The organism is Ruegeria sp. CG8 (assembly GCF_056537165.1).
Map to the genome: position 1 here is coordinate 44,532 of NZ_JBQFRA010000001.1, position 16,829 is coordinate 61,360.

The following is a 16,829-nucleotide window of genomic DNA, read 5'->3' on the forward strand; positions in this document are numbered from 1 at the left end:
GTGAAGCGGCCAGTCGCGCGGGCGATGGGCCGATAATCCGGTTTGGCGGCATCGAGATCAGTCTTTGGGACCCACACGGCCATCGCCCGACATCAGTATGGCGATGGGGCGCGTGGCCGGAATGTGGGTCAGAATGATCATGATGCAGACAGTGATCGGCACGCTCATCAGCGCACCGGGAATGCCCCAGATCGCGGTCCAGAATGTCAGGGCCAGTATGACCATGAGAGGGGACAAGTTCAGACTTTTGCCCAGCAAGGTCGGCTCAAGAATATTTCCGACCGAGAATTGCACGGCCCCGCATCCCAACAGCACCATCAGGAACGGGCTTAGTTCCTCGAACTGGACAAGAGCGACCAGAGAGGGCAGGGCGACACCGATGATCGAGCCGACCGTGGGGATGAAATTCAACAGAAAGGCCAGAACCGCCCAGGTCTCGGCGAAATCCAACCCAACCGCCCACATGACAAGAAAGCTGCCGAACCCGGTTAGCGCGCTGACGAAAGTCTTGATCCCGACATAGCGCTGGATGCTGGCGGACGTGCTGTGCAGCACGTTGCGAACTTTGTTGGCAAGCCTTGGATCCGAGATCGCGAGGTCAATCTTGGTCTGCATCGGCAGGCGTTCAACCAGCATGAACGGCACGTAGAGCAGCACAAGGAAGAAGGCGCTGAGGAAGGCGCCAGCGGATCCGATGATGCTGCCGGCAAAACCCGACAGGTTGATCTGGCTCAGCGCCTTCTGGGCCGCGGCATAGTTCTCGTTGCCGACGAGGGCGACAAGTTTTGCCAGGATACCGGACAGGCGCTCTTCGTATTTCGGGAAAGCCTCGGACACCAGACCGGCCTGGCTGGACAGGATCGACAGGATGATCAGCAATCCAAACAGGATCAGGCACAAGGCCCCAAGATGCGCCATCCATTTCGGTACGGAATGGCCCAGAATGACGATCCGGTGGATCCGGTCAGATGTTGCAGTAAGCAGCACAAACAACAGTATGGCGAAGGAAAGCGGTATCAGAACCGAGGACGCCAGCACCAATGACGCGATGGTCAGAAACAGCAGAACAACCAGCTGATACCAGAAGGTCAGCCCAGGCTTGCCCACGCGCTGGTTGTCGGCCTTGGGTTGAGTTGCCATGCACGTCTCCTGCGGGCTCAGCACCATTGCGGCCCGCCACCGTTGGTCGGTTCCGCCATTAGGCACAGATATTCGGCTGTTCTCAAACAAAATTCTCGAAAGAGTTGATTTCTGGACAGGTTGCAAACGGGTCTCTACGCTCGGCCTTGGATCAAATCCAAGGACCAAAGCCCATGCGCCGCACATCGACCAATTCGCTGCTTGTCATCGCGCTTGCGATCAGCGCAGGCATTGCGATTTGGGGTCTTGTCGACCCGGCGGGGCTGGGCCGGTTGGCGTCTGCCGCTGTTGCGACGCAGTTCGAAAGCCGGGGCTGGTTCATCATGCTCGAGGCCAGCGGCCTGTTGTTCGTTGCGCTGTTTCTGGCCTTTTCGCGCTTTGGGCGCATCCGGTTGGGGCCGGATGGTGCCGATCCCGAGTTTTCGACTCCCGCATGGATCGCCATGCTGTTTGCGGCCGGGATGGGGGTTGGGCTGCTGTTTTATGGTGCGGCCGAGCCGCTGACTCATTTCGAAGAGCTCAGAAAATACGAACCAGATCCGAGGGCCGCCGGAAACGCTCTGTTCGTAACCTACCTGAACTGGGGCTTTCATGCCTGGGCAATCTACGGGGTGGTCGGTCTGATCATTGCCTATTTCGCCTTCCGCCGTGGGGGCACTCTGCTGCTGAGCGCGCCGTTGAACGACGCTCTGGGGTCGGCCCCGTGGGTTCGGGCGATGGGCTGGGGCTTTGACCTTCTGTCAATCGTTGCCATTGCCGTGGGGTTGGCTGGTTCGCTGGCCATGGGGGTGTTTCAGGTGCAGACCGGGCTGGCCGGATTGCTTGGCGTGGCAGATTCGGCGGCTCTGACGCTTCCGGTCTTTGTCGCCATGTGTGTGGCATTTGTCATTCCTCTGCGCCGGGATCTGGGGGACGGCATGGCGAAGCTATCCAATGCTGCGATGCTGATTGCCGTGGCAATGATGATCTATCTGTTGATCCTTGGCCCCACCTCATACCTGATGAACGGTATCGTGAGCGGCTTCGGAAGATACGTGTTCCACGTTCTGCCCGCAGGGTTTGCCACGGCCGAGTTCTTTGGTGACGACCTCGTCAACTGGTTCCAGGATTGGACTCTGAACTACATGATCTGGTGGCTGGCCTGGTCGCCGTTCGTCGGTATCTTCATCGCCCGGATTTCCCGGGGCCGAACGATCCGGGCGTTTCTTTTGGGTGTGATCGTCGCGCCAACCTTGTTCTCGATCCTTTGGTTTGGCGTGTTTGGCGGGCTTGGGTTTTTTGACGCGCTGCGGCAGCAAGGTTCCTTGTCCGTGGTCAATCAGCAGAATCTTGACGCGACCACATTCGCGTTGCTTCAGCGGTTTCCACTGTCCGGACTGACGCAGACTGCGACCATCGTCGCGGCGTTTCTGTTTGTGGTCACCAGCGTCGTCAGCGCCGGATTTACCCTCGCGATGATCGGAACCGGTGGTGATGAAAACCCGTCTCCCCGGATCCGAACGGTGTGGGGGGCAATTCTGGGTGCGTTGGGGCTTGCCATGGTCTTTGTCGGGGATATCGGGCTGGTGCGATCTGTGATCGCAATTTCGGCGATCGCCTTTGTTTTCATAGTTCCGGTTCTGGTGGTCTGTCTGTTCCGGGTGCTGGCGCGGGAGGAAGGGCCATGACAGGTGAGTTTCTGGATACCGTTCTGAACGTCACCGTCTTTCTGTACCTGGGTTTTCTGATCTGGCTGTGCCTGCGCCCGGACCCCTGAGGCCCGTTCGCCGGGAAAGGGGATGTCACCATCCGTCAAACCTGATGGGCGTAACCCAGAGAACGCCGCGTCTTCCCTGCAGGTTGAATTCCAGCCACGCCCCATGCAGATGGCGTCATCAACGAGACAACCGCCTTGATCTCGGAGATATAGGGCGGCATGCGCAAGAGTTGGCAACCCACAGCGAACTAAGTCTTGAGCGCCCAAACAGCGTATTGGCGGAGAGCTTTTTGATCCGCTGCCGATCAAAGAGGTTGGGTGAGGACCGGGCATTCCGCCCTATTTGTGTCGTATGAATTTGCGCGCCGGATTCCGGTGTTGACATTTTCTGATCTCGGCTAATAATTTTACCAACTAAAATAATGTGGGTGAGGGCGCGTCTCGTGTATCTGGGTTTGGATCTGGGGACCTCGGGTCTCAGGGGAATTCTTGTGGACGAGGCCGGGCAAGTTCTGGCCGAGGCTGAGGCTGAGATCGCCACGTCGAACCCACAACCGGGCTGGTCCGAACAAGCCCCGCAAGACTGGATCGACGCCTGTGTAACCGTCATGGGCCGGCTGCGTGAGACGAACGGCGATGCACTGGCGCAACTGCGGGCGATCGGACTGAGTGGCCACATGCACGGCGCAACGCTGTTGGATCGGGACGGCACCGTCCTGCGGCCGTGCATTCTGTGGAATGACACCAGATCGGCGCTAGAGGCCAAAGAGTTGGACCAGACCCCCGGGATGCGCGAGATCACGGGCAATATCGTGTTCCCCGGGTTCACCGCGCCCAAGCTGGAATGGGTCCGTGCCCATGAACCCGACCTGTTCGCCCGTACGGCCATGGTGTTGTTGCCGAAGGATTATCTGCGGTTCTGGCTGACCGGGGAATATGTCAGTGACATGTCCGACAGCGCGGGAACGTCCTGGCTGGATGTCGGCGCGCGAGACTGGTCGGACAGGGCGCTGGAGTTGGGTCACATGAGGCCCGATCAGATGCCGCGACTGGTCGAGGGCACTGACCATGGTGGCGAACTGCGGGATGAACTGCTTCGGGAATGGGGGCTGTCCGGCCCGGTTGTGGTCGCTGGCAGTGCTGGCGACAACGCCGCGGCCGCTTGCGGTATCGGCAGCATCGACGAGGGGTCCGGGTTTCTGTCTCTTGGCACCTCGGGTGTGCTGCTGATGGCTCGGAACAGCTATGCACCGGCACCCGAGACGGCGGTTCATTGCTTTTGCCACGCGGTGCCTCGGCGATGGATTCAGATGGGCGTCATCCTGTCGGCGACCAACAGCCTGAACTGGCTGTCACGCAATCTGGGCCAACCGGTCGAGGCGCTGGCCGGGGCGCTGCCCGACCAGCCAAACGGGCCGTCGTCGTTGACCTTTCTGCCCTACCTGTCCGGCGAGCGGACGCCGCATAATGACAGCACCATCCGAGGAGCTTTTCTGGGCCTAGACATCGCTTCGGAGCCGACGGATCTGGTGCAGGCAGTGATGGAGGGTGTCGGTTTCGCAATGCGCGATTGCCTTGAGGCCCTGAGGAGCACAGGCACCGAACCGGCGCAGTTGATTGCAGTAGGTGGCGGTGCGCGGTCCCGCTATTGGCTTCAGACCATCGCCACCACGCTGGATGTGCCGCTGGCCCTGCCCAAGGGGAGCGCGTTCGGGGCTGCGACTGGTGCCGCGCGGCTGGCCATGTGCGCAGCCGGAGACGTAACACCCGAACAGGTCATGACCCCGCCAGAGATCGACGCCATCATCGAACCGCAGAGTGATTTGACCGAAGCATATGACAGCGCCTACAGACGATACAGAGCGTACTACAAGGCGTTGGCGCCATTGGCTGGATGATGAACAAAAGTCGCATTGATTGCACTGATATCCCGGTTGTCGCCCTGCAAGACGGGGACATGCGGGTGTCGTTGTTGGGCTATGGGGCGATCACGCAAGGGTGGTGGTACAAGGGCCAACCGCTGATCCTTGGCTATGACGACTCGACCGAATACCTGAACGATCCGTTCTATCTCGGCGCGCTCGTCGGGCGGGTCGCCAACCGGATCGGCGGCGCAGGGTTCGATCTGGACGGCACCCATCATGCGCTGATTGCGAACGAAGGGTCGAATACGCTGCATGGGGGGCCAGAAGGGCTCTCGCGCCAGTTCTGGCGGGTCGAGCAGCTTTCGCCGTGCGAGGCGGTGCTGGTCCATGTCTCGCCCCACGGCGCGGGCGGATTTCCGGGGGCTGTGCGCTTCGAGGTCAGGGTCCGGTTGGATTTCCCTTGCCTGACATATTCGATCTCGGCCTGGCCGGACAGGCCGGCCCCGATCAGCATTGCGCAACACAACTATTACACGTTGGGGTCGGCTCGAGGCATCTCGGAGCACCGATTGCAGTTGGCGTCAGATCGTCACTTGGAACTGAACGATCAGGGGATACCGTCTGGCGGGATCGTCGACTCTGCATCGGTCGGGCTGGATTTCGCGGCCCCCGAACCGATCGGACAGGCCGCCACGGACCTCGATCACTTCTTCCTGTTCGGCACCGGCGGCATGGTGGCCCAACCGGTTGCCACCCTTGCGGCGCCGTCGGGATTGACGATGACGGTCCATTCAGATCAGCCCGGGGCGCAGGTCTACTCTGCCGCCCATTTGTCTGCGCCATTTGCACCGCATGCCGGGCTCTGTATCGAACCATCGGGCTATCCGAATGCGCCGAACGTCCCCGCGTTTCCATCGATCATATGTACGCCCGAAAAACCGTATCACCAGACGCTGATGCTTGAGATATCCGAGGCAGGGGCATGAGTGTGATCCGTTCATTTTCGGCCTTGGCTGTTCTTGCCAGCTTTGCCTCCGGGACAGCGGCCCAGAACCTGGGCCCGGCTCCCGAGTTCATCGAGCCCGACCTTGCGATCGTGGAACTGGGCCAAATGCTGTTCTACGACCCGATCTTGTCGGGAAACGAAAATATCAGTTGCGCCACATGCCACCACCCAAGGTTCGGGACCTCGGACGGGATGTCGCTGGGCATCGGAGAAGGCGGGATTGGGCTGGGCAGCGCCCGCGGGCTTGGGTCTGACAACCGGCCCGAACAGCGCATCCCGCGCAATTCCCCGGCCCTCTGGAACCTTGGCGCGACCGAGTTCACGACGTTTTTTCACGACGGCAGGCTCGAGGATGATCCTGAGCAACCTTTCGGCATCAGAACACCGTTGGGGCAGCATATGCGGCCGGGGTTCCGCTCGGCACTGGCGGCTCAGGCCATGTTCCCTGTTCTGTCGCCGGATGAGATGGCCGGACACTACTCGGAAAACCCGATCAGCAAGGCGGTGCGACTGGGGCTTCTAACGCAACAGGGTGGTGCATGGGATCTGATCGCCGGGCGGGTGGCTGCGGTTCCGGAATATCAACGGATGTTTCGCGACGTGACCCCCGAAAAGGAGGTCTCGTTCGTAGCCATCGCCAACGCGATTGCCGATTTCATCGCCTTTGAATGGCGTGCCGACAACAGCCCCTTTGATCGCGCGATGCGCGGAGAGGAACCTCTGCCGCCCGACGCGGCGCGCGGCATGCAGCTGTTTTACGGCAAGGCCGGTTGCGGATCGTGCCATTCGGGGTGGTTTCAGACTGACCACGGGTTTCATGCGATCGCGATGCCGCAGATTGGTCCGGGAAAGGCTGCTCGTTTTGAAAACCACGTCCGGGATGATGGTCGACTGCGCGTAACCGGTGCAGCCGAAGATGCGTTTGCGTTCCGGACACCGTCGCTGCGCAATGTGACGCTGACTGCGCCCTATGGTCACGATGGTGCCTATGCTCGGCTCGAGGACGTGGTTAGGCACCACCTTGACCCCGAAGGCGCGCTGCGGCGCTACTCGATCGAAATGGCAGAGCTGCCTGTCTTTCCCGGAGCCGATAATCAACGGCCGCTACAGGATCAGGCCTTGGTCGATGCCATCGCCGCGGCCAACGAACTGCAACCGATTGCCCTGTCAGACGCAGAGATTGACGACATCCTGAGTTTTCTGGCCGCGCTGGAGGATCCTGCCGAACGGCTGGGTGTACCACAGCGGGTGCCCAGTGGGCTGCCAGTCGACAAGTGATCAGCGCTGCAGTCGGATGATCCGGTTGGTGTCGTATGTCTCCCAGTCCGAGCGGTCTGCGCCGGGCCAGACGACACGAATGTCCACGGTCCTGGCGTCGCCCAGACCGAAATGATGCGGCCCTGCCATCCCGCTGGCATGGCCTCCGCCGATCGTGATCTCGCGGGTCTGAATTCCGGCAGCGGTCCGGACTTCGACAAAGGCACCGATGGCCTGCGAATTGACGTCGTGCTGGCCCAGATCCACCACGATCCAGTTCCCTGTTGCGGGCTGGTTCTGATAGATTTCGGCGGGTGATCCGCGATTGACCACAACAAGGTCCAGCCAGCCGTCATTGTTTAGATCATGCAGCGCGGCGCCGCGAGATTTTGCCATCGATGCCACACCGGCCCCAGCCGCAGATTCGAAAAACTGACCGGATTCCATCTGCAGTAACATGCTGTTGGGGTCGTCCTGAGCCGCATTCGGCATCTGCTCGACATTGCCCTTCGCGACGAAAATGTCGTCACGCCCATCGTTGTTCACATCCGCGAATTGCGCGTGCCAACCGGTCGATGGTCGCCCGTCCGCGCCGATGTGCGGCCGGTGTGCGGTCGTACCCTTGTCATAGGTCGCATCACGCCATGTGGGACCGCCGGCTTCGGGGTCGAAAACCTGGAACTTCTGATCTCCCATCGAGGTCAGGTAGACATCGGGATAGCCATCCCCCGTCAGATCGCGCGACGCGATGCCCATGCCCCAGATCGAATAGGGCAGCCAACCGTCGGCCTGATCATACAGACGCGGAGTATCTTCCATCGCCCACATCTGTTCCTGTCCGTCTCGGACATAGTAGTGCCGATCGTTGCTGATCCGCAGATCCGCGCGTCCGGTCCGGCCCCAATCCGAGAACAAAGCCGACAGCGCACAGTATCCGGGTTCCAGCCGAACGGGCGGGCCATAGGTTTCGCCAAGGGGGCGGTACAGCAGAGTGGGGCCGCAGGCCTCGAATGGGCCATTCGGATTGTCGCGGTCCACATAGGTTCCGAAGGCGAGAGTGGGCAGTGTCCGCCCGGGTTCCCACGTGGCCGAGAAGGCCGTGGTCCAGTGGTCATCGGGCTCAAACCCAAGCCCCGCGAATGGGCTGAACTGGCAATCGGGCCCACCTTTGAGCAACAGGTCCGGCCCAACGCGCAGAACCACAAGGTCCAGGATGGTATCGCCGTCGATGTCCATCGGGTAGGCGCCGGTCACACCTGTCAGGGACAGCGGCTCTGGCGTGCTTGCCTGAAAGGAGATTTGCGTCTGAGAGGTATTTCGGAACAGCTGCGATGGGTTCGCCCCACCAGCAAGGAAGAGTTCCGGCAAGCCGTCCCCGCTGCAGTCGAAAACCGCGACGCCGCCACCCACGAAATGCTCCCAACCGCCGTCGTAGACATGAGAGGGAATGTCGATCGGTTGATACCGGGGAATGGCAGGATCGGCACTGGCGGTCGTGGCGAGGGCCGCCACCAAGGCGAGTTCAGCTCGCATGGGCTGCGATCTCCTGCACCTTTAGGATGGACACTTGCTCGATCCCGTAGGCCGCCGCGCCCTTGGCCCACATGAGGTCGCCCCAATGATGCACCTTGATCTCGGGTAGGGCGGTGTCGACATTCACCACTCCGTTTCGAATGCGTGCCATCACGTCGTCCGAACACAGGTGCTCAAAGCTGACCTGTGCTCCGGACAGAATGATGCAATCGGGGGCAAACAGATTGATGAGGTTGGACAGGCCCAAGCCGAACATCTGGCCGGCGCGGGCCAGAACGGAAATCGCCCGTTGGTCTCCGGCGTGCGCACGGTCGTGAATGTCGGAAACGGTTTCCAGCGCGCTGCTTTGCCCGGCGACCGTCATTTCTCGGATCAAAGCATAGTCGCCGACATAGGCCTCGAGGCATCCCCGTTGCCCGCATTGGCACAGCGCCCCGTCCAACTGGACCTTGGCGTGCCCGAATTCGGCCCCGCAGCCGTGGTTGCCCCGGAACAGCTTGCCGTCCAGAACGATGCCCAGTCCGACACCGTGCTCGATCGTGACGACAAGAAAGTTCGACAGGCCCTTGCCCAGCCCGAACAGCTGTTCGGCCTTGGCCACCAGGTTCGCATCGTTTTCGATGAAGGCCGGGCACGGCAGGCCTTCGTCCAGAAACGCGGCGAAGTTCACATTGCGCTCGGTGATCGAAGATGACCAATGCACGAAATTCCTCTCGGCATCGACCAAACCGGCGATGCCTATGGAAACACCTGAAAGCCCGTCGATCGTACGGTCGATCTTTGCGCAGGTCTCCTCAAGCGCAAGGCGCACAGTGCGGACGAAATCGCGCGGAGACATTCTGGCATCTTGCAAGGCGTACATGTGCGAGGTGACTTCGTTGCCTTCGAAATCGACCAGGATGACCGAGATGACCTGGCGCGCGACCTTGAGGCCTGCCACAAGATAGGAGGGCCCGTCCAGTTGCAGAAGAACCCGCGGCCGCCCGCGTTTGGCAGATTTGGAATGCGCCTCGCCTTCGGTCTCTCGGACCAGGCCGGCGGAAATCAGGTCAGCGGTTGCAGCGGTGACGGTCGCCGGGCTGGTCTGCAGGGCCGATGCGATGTCGATCCGCGAAATCGATCCCTTGGTCCGGATATGCTCCAACACCCGCAGGCGCGTGGCATTCCGTTGGTCCAGCGAGTTTTGAGAAGCCTTGCTTTTCAGCATCTTGTCTCCGCGAATCTTCTGTTGGCCTCAATCTATTGGGATTTGAGGTCCACGAACAGAGTAAATATTTTACCCGCTGAAATAAATATGATACGCAGAAATACGAGGGCCGCGAATCATGACGCGATGGCCCCATCAACGGGAGGAAATCATGAAACGAATTCTCAGCTTTTCAGCTGCTGTTGCCATGGTTGGCTCGGCTGTCTTTGCCGAGCCGGTCGTCGGTGTAAGCTGGTCCAACTTTCAGGAAGAGCGCTGGAAGACGGACGAAGCGGCAATCAAGTCTGCGCTTGAGGCCGGTGGGGCCGAATATATCTCGGCGGACGCCCAGTCGTCCTCGGCCAAGCAGCTGTCCGACATCGAAAGCTTGATCGCACAGGGTGTGGACGCTCTGATCATTCTGGCGCAGGACGCGCAGGCCATCGGTCCGGCCGTACAGGCCGCCGCGGATGAGGGCATTCCCGTCATCGCCTACGACCGCCTGATCGAGGACGATCGCGCGTTCTACCTGACCTTCGACAATGTCGAAGTGGGACGCATGCAGGCGCGCGCCGTGTACGAGGCGATGCCCAAGGGCAACTACGTCATGATCAAGGGTTCGCCTACGGATCCGAACGCGGACTTCCTGCGCGGTGGTCAGCAGGAAATCCTTCAGGCGGCGCTGGACAGCGGTGACATCGTGATCGTCGGTGAAGCCTATACTGATGGCTGGTTGCCCGCGAATGCGCAGCGGAACATGGAACAGATCCTGACCGCCAATGAAAACAAGGTCGATGCGGTTGTCGCGTCGAATGACGGGACCGCAGGTGGTGTTGTCGCGGCGCTGACTGCGCAGGGCATGGAAGGTATCCCAGTGTCGGGTCAGGATGGCGATCACGCCGCGCTGAACCGCGTGGCCTTGGGTACGCAGACCGTTTCCGTCTGGAAGGACGCACGCGAGCTGGGCAAGGCAGCCGGCGAGATTGCCGTCGCACTCAGCAGTGGCACCGACCCGTCGGAAATCGACGGAGTGGTCAGCTGGACCTCGCCGGGCGGAACGACGATGAATTCTGTCTTCCTGGCTCCGGTTCCGATCACCAAGGACAATCTGTCGGTTGTTGTGGATGCCGGATGGATCGCGCTGGAAGATCTGTGCCAGGGCGTCGAGAACGGCCCCGCACCCTGCAACTAAACTCCAAAGTCCCCGGCCTGCATGGGCGGGCCGGGGACCCTTGCTGAATATGAAAGATCGGAAATGACCGAAACTTCGTCTCAGCCGATACCTCAGAAAACCAAGCCAAGCCTATTCCAACAGCTGGAACTGGACATGCGGCTTTTGGGCATGATCGGCGCATTCGTGATCCTGTGCATCGGGTTCAATATCGTCACTGACGGACGGTTCCTGACGCCCCGCAACCTGTTCAACCTGTCGATCCAATCGGTTTCGGTGGCGATCATGGCCTGCGGTATGGTGTTCATCATCGTAACCCGGCACATCGACCTGTCCGTTGGCGCTTTGCTGGCGACCACCTCGGCGGTGATGGCCATGACGCAGACCGAGTTGTTGCCGCGCGTGTTGGGGATGGGTCTGGACCATCCCGCCACCTGGATCATCACCATCTTGGTCGGTCTTGCCATCGGAACGCTGATCGGAGCGTTTCATGGCTGGATGGTCGGCTACCTGACCATTCCGGCGTTCATCGTGACTTTGGGTGGCTTTCTGGTCTGGCGCAACGTCGCCTGGTATCTGACAAGCGGGCAGACAATCGGGCCGCTGGACAGCAATTTCCTGATGTTCGGGGGAACGAACGGAACCTTGGGAACAACGGCAAGCTGGCTGTTCGGGTTGTTTGCGGCGGCTATTGCAATCTGGGCGCTGTGGGGCAGCCGCCGGGCCAAGGCGGCGCATGGCTTCCCGGTCAAACCCGTCTGGGCCGAGGCAACGCTCGCCGGGATCATTGCCGCAAGCATCCTGGGATATGTGTACATCCTGAACAGCTATGCCATTCCGACGCGCCGGTTGCAGCGTATGTTCGAAGCCCGCGGCGAGACGATGCCCGAGGGCCTGATCGTCGGGTACGGCATCCCGATCTCGGTCCTGATCCTGATCATCGTCGCCGTGACCCTGACGGTCGTGGCCCGCAAGACCCGGTTCGGGCGCTATATCTTCGCGACCGGCGGCAACCCGGACGCAGCCGAGCTGTCGGGCATCAATACCCGCCTGCTGACCGTCAAGATCTTTGCGTTGATGGGCTTCCTGTGCGCGGTTTCGGCAGTGGTCGCCTCGGCGCGGCTGGCCAACCATTCCAACGACATCGGAACACTGGACGAACTGCGAGTGATTGCGGCTGCGGTCATTGGCGGAACCGCCCTGTCCGGCGGGATCGGCACCATCTATGGCGCGATCCTTGGTGCGCTGATCATGCAGGCGCTGCAATCGGGCATGGCCATGGTCGGCGTGGATGCGCCGTTCCAGAACATCGTCGTCGGCAGCGTGCTGGTTCTGGCCGTCTATATCGACATCGTCTATCGCAAGCGATTGGGTGGAAAATGACGCAAGCGCAGGAAACTCAGAAAACGCCGCCGGCATCCGGTCGCGGTTCCGGGCAACCACCTCTGGTCGAGATGCGAGACATTTCGATCTCGTTCGGCGGGATCAAGGCCGTCGACCAGGTCTCGGTCGATCTGTATCCCGGCGAGGTGGTGGGATTGCTGGGGCACAACGGGGCTGGCAAATCGACGCTGATCAAGGTCCTGTCCGGAGCCTATCAGATGGACCACGGGCAGATCCTGATCGATGGCAAGCCGGTCGAGATCAACAATCCGCGCGACGCGCGGGCCAACAATATCGAGACAATCTACCAGACCTTGGCCCTGGCCGACAATCTGGACGCCACCTCGAACCTGTTCCTGGGACGCGAAATGACTACGCCTTTCGGTCTGGTCAACGACGCGGCGATGGAGGCCGAATGCCGTAAGATCATGGCGCAGCTGAACCCCAACTTTCAGAAGTTCAACGATCCGGTTTCGGCTCTGTCCGGTGGCCAGAGACAGTCGGTGGCCATCGCGCGGGCTGTCTATTTCAACGCCCGCATCCTGATCATGGACGAACCGACGGCCGCCTTGGGCCCGCACGAGACGCAGATGGTTGCCGATCTGATTCACCAGCTCAAGGCGCAGGGGATCGGAATTTTCCTGATCGACCATGATGTCCATGCGGTCATGGATTTGTGTGATCGGGCCTCGGTTATGAAGAACGGCAAGCTGGTCGGCACGGTCGATATCGCGGACGTGACCGACGACGATCTGCTGTCGATGATCATTCTGGGCAAGCAGCCCGGGCAAAACTCGGAATAGGGGGCAGGTATGACAAGCGGTTTCTTCGAGGGTATCGAAAAGGTCCGGTACGAAGGCGTAGAAAGTCGGAACCCGCTGGCGTTCCGTCACTATGACCCGGACGAAGTGGTGTTGGGCAAGCGCATGGAGGACCATCTGCGCTTTGCCGTCGCCTGGTGGCACTCTTTCGCATGGGAGGGCGGAGACCCGTTCGGCGGTCCGACTCTTGTTCGCCCGTGGCACCCGCAAGACGACATGGGACGCGCCAGGATGAAGGCCGATGTCGCCTTTGAGATGTTTGAAATACTGGGACAGCCCTATTTCTGCTGGCACGACGCGGATATTCGCCCCGAACAGGGCAGCTTTGCCGAAAACCTGCGCACGCTCGAGGAAATCACCGACTATATCGGTGAAAAGATGCAGGCGTCGAGAACCAAACTGCTTTGGGGCACCGCCAACATGTTCAGCCATCGCCGCTGGATGGGGGGTGCCAGCACGAACCCTGATCCGGACGTCTTTGCCTTTGCCGCAGCAACCGTGAAATCCTGTATGGACGCGACCCACAAGCTAGGCGGCGAGAACTATGTGTTGTGGGGCGGGCGCGAAGGCTACGAGACGTTGCTGAACACCGATCTGGGGCTGGAACTGGACCATATGGGACGGTTCCTGAACATGGTGGTCGACTACAAGCACAAGATCGGGTTCAAGGGCACCATCCTGGTCGAGCCGAAGCCACAGGAACCCTCCAAGCACCAATACGACTATGACGCCGCAACCTGCATCGGGTTTCTCAGGAAATACGGGCTGGAAGACGAAGTGAAGCTGAACCTGGAACAGGGCCACGCGATCCTGGCTGGCCACAGCTTTGAACATGAAATCGCCGTGGCGGCGGCCGAGGGTATGCTGGGTTCGATCGACATGAACCGGAACGATTATCAATCTGGATGGGACACTGACCAGTTTCCCAACAACGTGCCCGAAGTCGCGTTGGCCTACTACTACATCCTCAAGGCCGGAGGGTTTTCGACCGGGGGCACGAATTTCGACGCCAAGATCCGCCGCCAGTCGATCGACCCCGAGGATCTTGTCGCGGCGCATGTGGGCGGCATGGACGTCTGTGCCCGCGGGTTGAAGGCCGCGGCCGCGATGATCGAGGATGGCGGGCTTGATGCCGCGTTGACCGACAGATATTCCGGATGGGACAGCCCGGAGGCGCAATCGATGCTTGCCTCATCGCTGGATGAAATCGCGGCCCGTGTGTTAGCCGAAGGTACCAATCCCGAGCCTCGATCCGGAAGGCAGGAGCGCTTGGAGAACTACGTCAACAGGTTTGTCTGACGGCTAAAGGTTCAACGGTTCCGCGCCCGGAAGCCTAAGACTGGTTCGGTTTAATCAGCCGGTATTCATGACTTAAGACCGGCTGTGCGCCACCGGGCCATATCCGAATGCGTGTTGAGGGCATCGGTCTTCTGCGGTGGGTGCCCCCGATCGACCCGCATGCCTTCTGGCTTCAATCGGATGCCGGGACTACCAGCCCAAGTTCTTTGTCCGATGCCGTCCCGGCGTATTTGTCCCGCGGCGGCATTGGCCTCGACTTCCAATGTGGCTCGAACGCAAAGCTCGACACTTTGCGGCCGCCCACTAACGCTCCGTTTCCGGCACCCAAGGCATAGTCGTAGTAGAGTTTCACGATTTCTTCTTGTGTCACCTGCCCCGTGGCCTCATGCGCCATGCAGGCGGCTTTCCAGTTTCGGACTCTGTCGTACTCGCCGTTCTGCGGGAGTTCAAAATCTTCGTAGTATTCCAGAAACCAGAACCGTTGGAACATCGGTGTAAATACCGCCTCGGCCAACCCGAACTGATCGAACAGAAAAACACCGTTCGGGTTGTGGGTCAGAAGAAAGTCATTGAGGTCACGATATAGCGCGAGCAGTTTTTCGTTGTGGGCGTCTTTCTGCGCGGGGTCCTGGTTCATCACATAGACGTAGCCGGTCATCGTGAAGGCGCCCTCTTTGGCAATCAGCATCGACTCGACCGCATGCTCGGCCGGGTCGGTGCGCCGCAGCTTTGGCCCTTCGAGCATTTCATCGAGATAGCGCAGGATCACGAGGCTTTCCTTGATGATCTGCCCGTCTGGAGTCTCGAGAACCGGCAGAGCGGTCGTTCCGCGCGTTTTCTTCAGCAGCTCTGGATCGCGGGGTTTGGTGATGTCCACGACGCGGAACTCCACCCGGTCCCTCATCCCCCGCAACGCCAGCAGAATTTCAAGCCGCTGTGAAAAGGGACACACGGGAATATGGTAGACGATGTGCTGGGTCATGACGTTCAATCCAATGGAGGGCCAGTAAATGACAGGTTGTACTTGGCGGCCACGGCCTCGATGTCCGGCATGTCTTCCGGAATTTTGTACTGGGCCGTTGCCACGGCGTGGAAAAAGCCCTCGAAACCTCCCGGTGTGAGAATGACAAGGTGACGGCTGGGCTCATCACCGATGACCTTGAACGTGTGTTCCTTTCCGCGGGGTATGAAGATGCTTTCGCCCGGGCCGACACGCGTTTCGACACCTTCGACCCAGACTTTGCAGACACCGGTCAAAATCACGAAGACTTCGTCTTCTGCGTGATGGATGTGCCGTGGCGGACCGCTTCCGACCGGCGAAAGGCTGTCTACAATCGACATGGCGCCCCCGGTTTCGGCGGGGTCCAGAATTGTTTTGTAACGAACGCCCTGCCATTCGAGCGTGGCGTCATCAACCAGATGATCATGCATCGCTTCTGTCCTTTGATCCGACATGAAACGAAAGCGCTTTCGGTACCTTACTTGTAGGCGCAAAAAACGGTATCAATCTAACGAAAGTTCATAATACACGGTATTACCGACATGAATTTCGCAACGCTTGATCTGAACCTGCTCCGTGTTCTTGATGCGATTCTGACGGCGGGGTCCACCACCAAGGCAGGGGAAAGACTTGGGGTCTCGCAATCCGCAGTGTCGAATGCGTTGAACCGCCTGCGGCACGCCTTGGGTGACGATCTGTTTGTGCGGCGGGGAAATCAGCTTGTCCCAACGGATTTTGCGGTTTCGATCAAGGACGGGCTGCGTGAGGAACTCAATCGACTGGAAAGTCTGCTGAGCCACAATGACGATTTCGACCCCAGGCAGGCATCCGAAACTTTCAAGATCGCGGCCAGCGACTTTTTCGCCGAGCTGCTGATGCCCGGTCTGGGGGGTGTTCTGAACCGCAAGGCTCCGAAGATGGTCGCGCAATTGGTGGATCTTGTTCCCGAGAACTATGTCGAGAGTCTTGAGCGCTACAATGCTGATCTCGCGTTGATCCCGGATACAGAAGCACCGGATTGGATCAGCCGAGAGGTGCTGTTCCGTTCGTCCTTCATGGTCGTCGGTCGCGTTGACAATCCGTTCCTTGCACAGATCGAAGACGGCACGGAACTCCCGATGGAAACGTTCTGCGCCTTGTCGCATGTGCTGTTCTCACCCGAGGGCAAACTGGCGGCGATGGGTGATGCGGCTCTGGCGAAAGTTGGTCGGAAAAGGCACGTCGCGATGACGCTTCCGGTGTTTTCAGGGGTGTGCCGAGTAGTCAGTGCAAGCGATCTTGTGGCCTTGGTGCCTTCTCAGCTGGCCAGGAAGTTTGCGCCGGAGTTCGGCCTGAAGGTTCTTGCCCCGCCGTTCGAAATCGAACCCGTCAACATCATCGCTATCTGGCACAGACGATCGGATGCAAATCCGATGGCAAAATGGATGCGGCAACAAGTGTTCGATCTGTTGAAGCCGCTGGACACCAGGTAG

General features: G+C 60.1%; 14 protein-coding genes. 9 read left to right on the forward strand and 5 right to left on the reverse strand.

The annotated features are described in order from the left end of the window. Positions 1-57 precede the first annotated feature (57 nt). Positions 58-1,140: an AI-2E family transporter gene (locus ACR0EF_RS00190; RefSeq protein WP_170340177.1), complete on the reverse strand. Its 1,083-nt coding sequence runs from the start codon at positions 1,138-1,140 to the stop codon at positions 58-60. Positions 1,141-1,313: 173 nt separating this feature from the next. Between ACR0EF_RS00190 and ACR0EF_RS00195 the strand changes: the two genes are divergently transcribed. The 4 genes from ACR0EF_RS00195 (at position 1,314) to ACR0EF_RS00210 (ending at position 6,985) form a co-directional block, all read left to right on the forward strand. Further along, entirely contained in the window at positions 1,314-2,807 is a 1,494-nt protein-coding gene (locus ACR0EF_RS00195) for a BCCT family transporter (protein ID WP_170365139.1), read from the forward strand. Between the two features lie 472 nt (positions 2,808-3,279). Continuing rightward, a complete protein-coding gene (xylB, locus tag ACR0EF_RS00200) occupies positions 3,280-4,734 on the forward strand; it encodes a xylulokinase (RefSeq protein ID WP_170371899.1) in 1,455 nt (484 codons plus the stop codon). Further along, a complete protein-coding gene (locus tag ACR0EF_RS00205) occupies positions 4,731-5,687 on the forward strand; it encodes an aldose epimerase family protein (RefSeq protein WP_170371897.1) in 957 nt (318 codons plus the stop codon). The genes xylB and ACR0EF_RS00205 overlap by 4 nt, the downstream gene beginning before the upstream one ends. Further along, the gene (locus ACR0EF_RS00210) at positions 5,684-6,985 is read left to right on the forward strand and encodes a cytochrome-c peroxidase (protein WP_170369910.1); all 1,302 of its coding nucleotides are present in this window, start codon (positions 5,684-5,686) and stop codon (positions 6,983-6,985) included. The genes ACR0EF_RS00205 and ACR0EF_RS00210 overlap by 4 nt, the downstream gene beginning before the upstream one ends. Here ACR0EF_RS00210 and ACR0EF_RS00215 read toward each other — a convergent pair whose 3' ends face one another. Both ACR0EF_RS00215 and ACR0EF_RS00220 read right to left on the reverse strand, forming a co-directional pair. Beyond that, positions 6,986-8,497, reverse strand: a complete 1,512-nt coding sequence (locus ACR0EF_RS00215; RefSeq protein WP_170371895.1) for a CRTAC1 family protein — start codon at positions 8,495-8,497, stop codon at positions 6,986-6,988. Next, positions 8,487-9,704, reverse strand: a complete 1,218-nt coding sequence (locus ACR0EF_RS00220) for an ROK family transcriptional regulator (RefSeq protein WP_170340190.1) — start codon at positions 9,702-9,704, stop codon at positions 8,487-8,489. Before ACR0EF_RS00220 ends, ACR0EF_RS00215 begins: the two co-directional genes overlap by 11 nt. A gap of 151 nt (positions 9,705-9,855) precedes the next feature. Here ACR0EF_RS00220 and xylF point away from each other — a divergent pair, with 151 nt between their 5' ends. From xylF to xylA, 4 genes are all read left to right on the forward strand, one after another. Next, complete coding sequence (gene xylF / locus ACR0EF_RS00225) at positions 9,856-10,875, forward strand: D-xylose ABC transporter substrate-binding protein (protein ID WP_093965002.1); 1,020 nt, start codon at positions 9,856-9,858, stop codon at positions 10,873-10,875. A gap of 63 nt (positions 10,876-10,938) precedes the next feature. Then, a complete protein-coding gene (locus tag ACR0EF_RS00230; RefSeq protein ID WP_170339578.1) occupies positions 10,939-12,237 on the forward strand; it encodes a sugar ABC transporter permease in 1,299 nt (432 codons plus the stop codon). 71 nt (positions 12,238-12,308) lie between these two features. Further along, positions 12,309-13,040: an ATP-binding cassette domain-containing protein gene (locus ACR0EF_RS00235; RefSeq protein WP_093965003.1), complete on the forward strand. Its 732-nt coding sequence runs from the start codon at positions 12,309-12,311 to the stop codon at positions 13,038-13,040. Between the two features lie 9 nt (positions 13,041-13,049). Further along, positions 13,050-14,357: a xylose isomerase gene (gene xylA, locus ACR0EF_RS00240; RefSeq protein ID WP_170371893.1), complete on the forward strand. Its 1,308-nt coding sequence runs from the start codon at positions 13,050-13,052 to the stop codon at positions 14,355-14,357. Positions 14,358-14,529: 172 nt separating this feature from the next. On the opposite strand, the gene ACR0EF_RS00245 is transcribed toward xylA, so the two are convergent. Further along, on the reverse strand, positions 14,530-15,339 hold the full coding sequence (locus ACR0EF_RS00245; RefSeq protein ID WP_170340199.1) for a glutathione S-transferase family protein: 810 nt from the start codon (positions 15,337-15,339) through the stop codon (positions 14,530-14,532). 5 nt (positions 15,340-15,344) lie between these two features. Further along, the gene (locus ACR0EF_RS00250; protein WP_170371891.1) at positions 15,345-15,788 is read right to left on the reverse strand and encodes a cupin domain-containing protein; all 444 of its coding nucleotides are present in this window, start codon (positions 15,786-15,788) and stop codon (positions 15,345-15,347) included. Positions 15,789-15,899: 111 nt separating this feature from the next. Between ACR0EF_RS00250 and ACR0EF_RS00255 the strand changes: the two genes are divergently transcribed. Beyond that, entirely contained in the window at positions 15,900-16,829 is a 930-nt protein-coding gene (locus ACR0EF_RS00255) for a LysR family transcriptional regulator (RefSeq protein WP_170371889.1), read from the forward strand.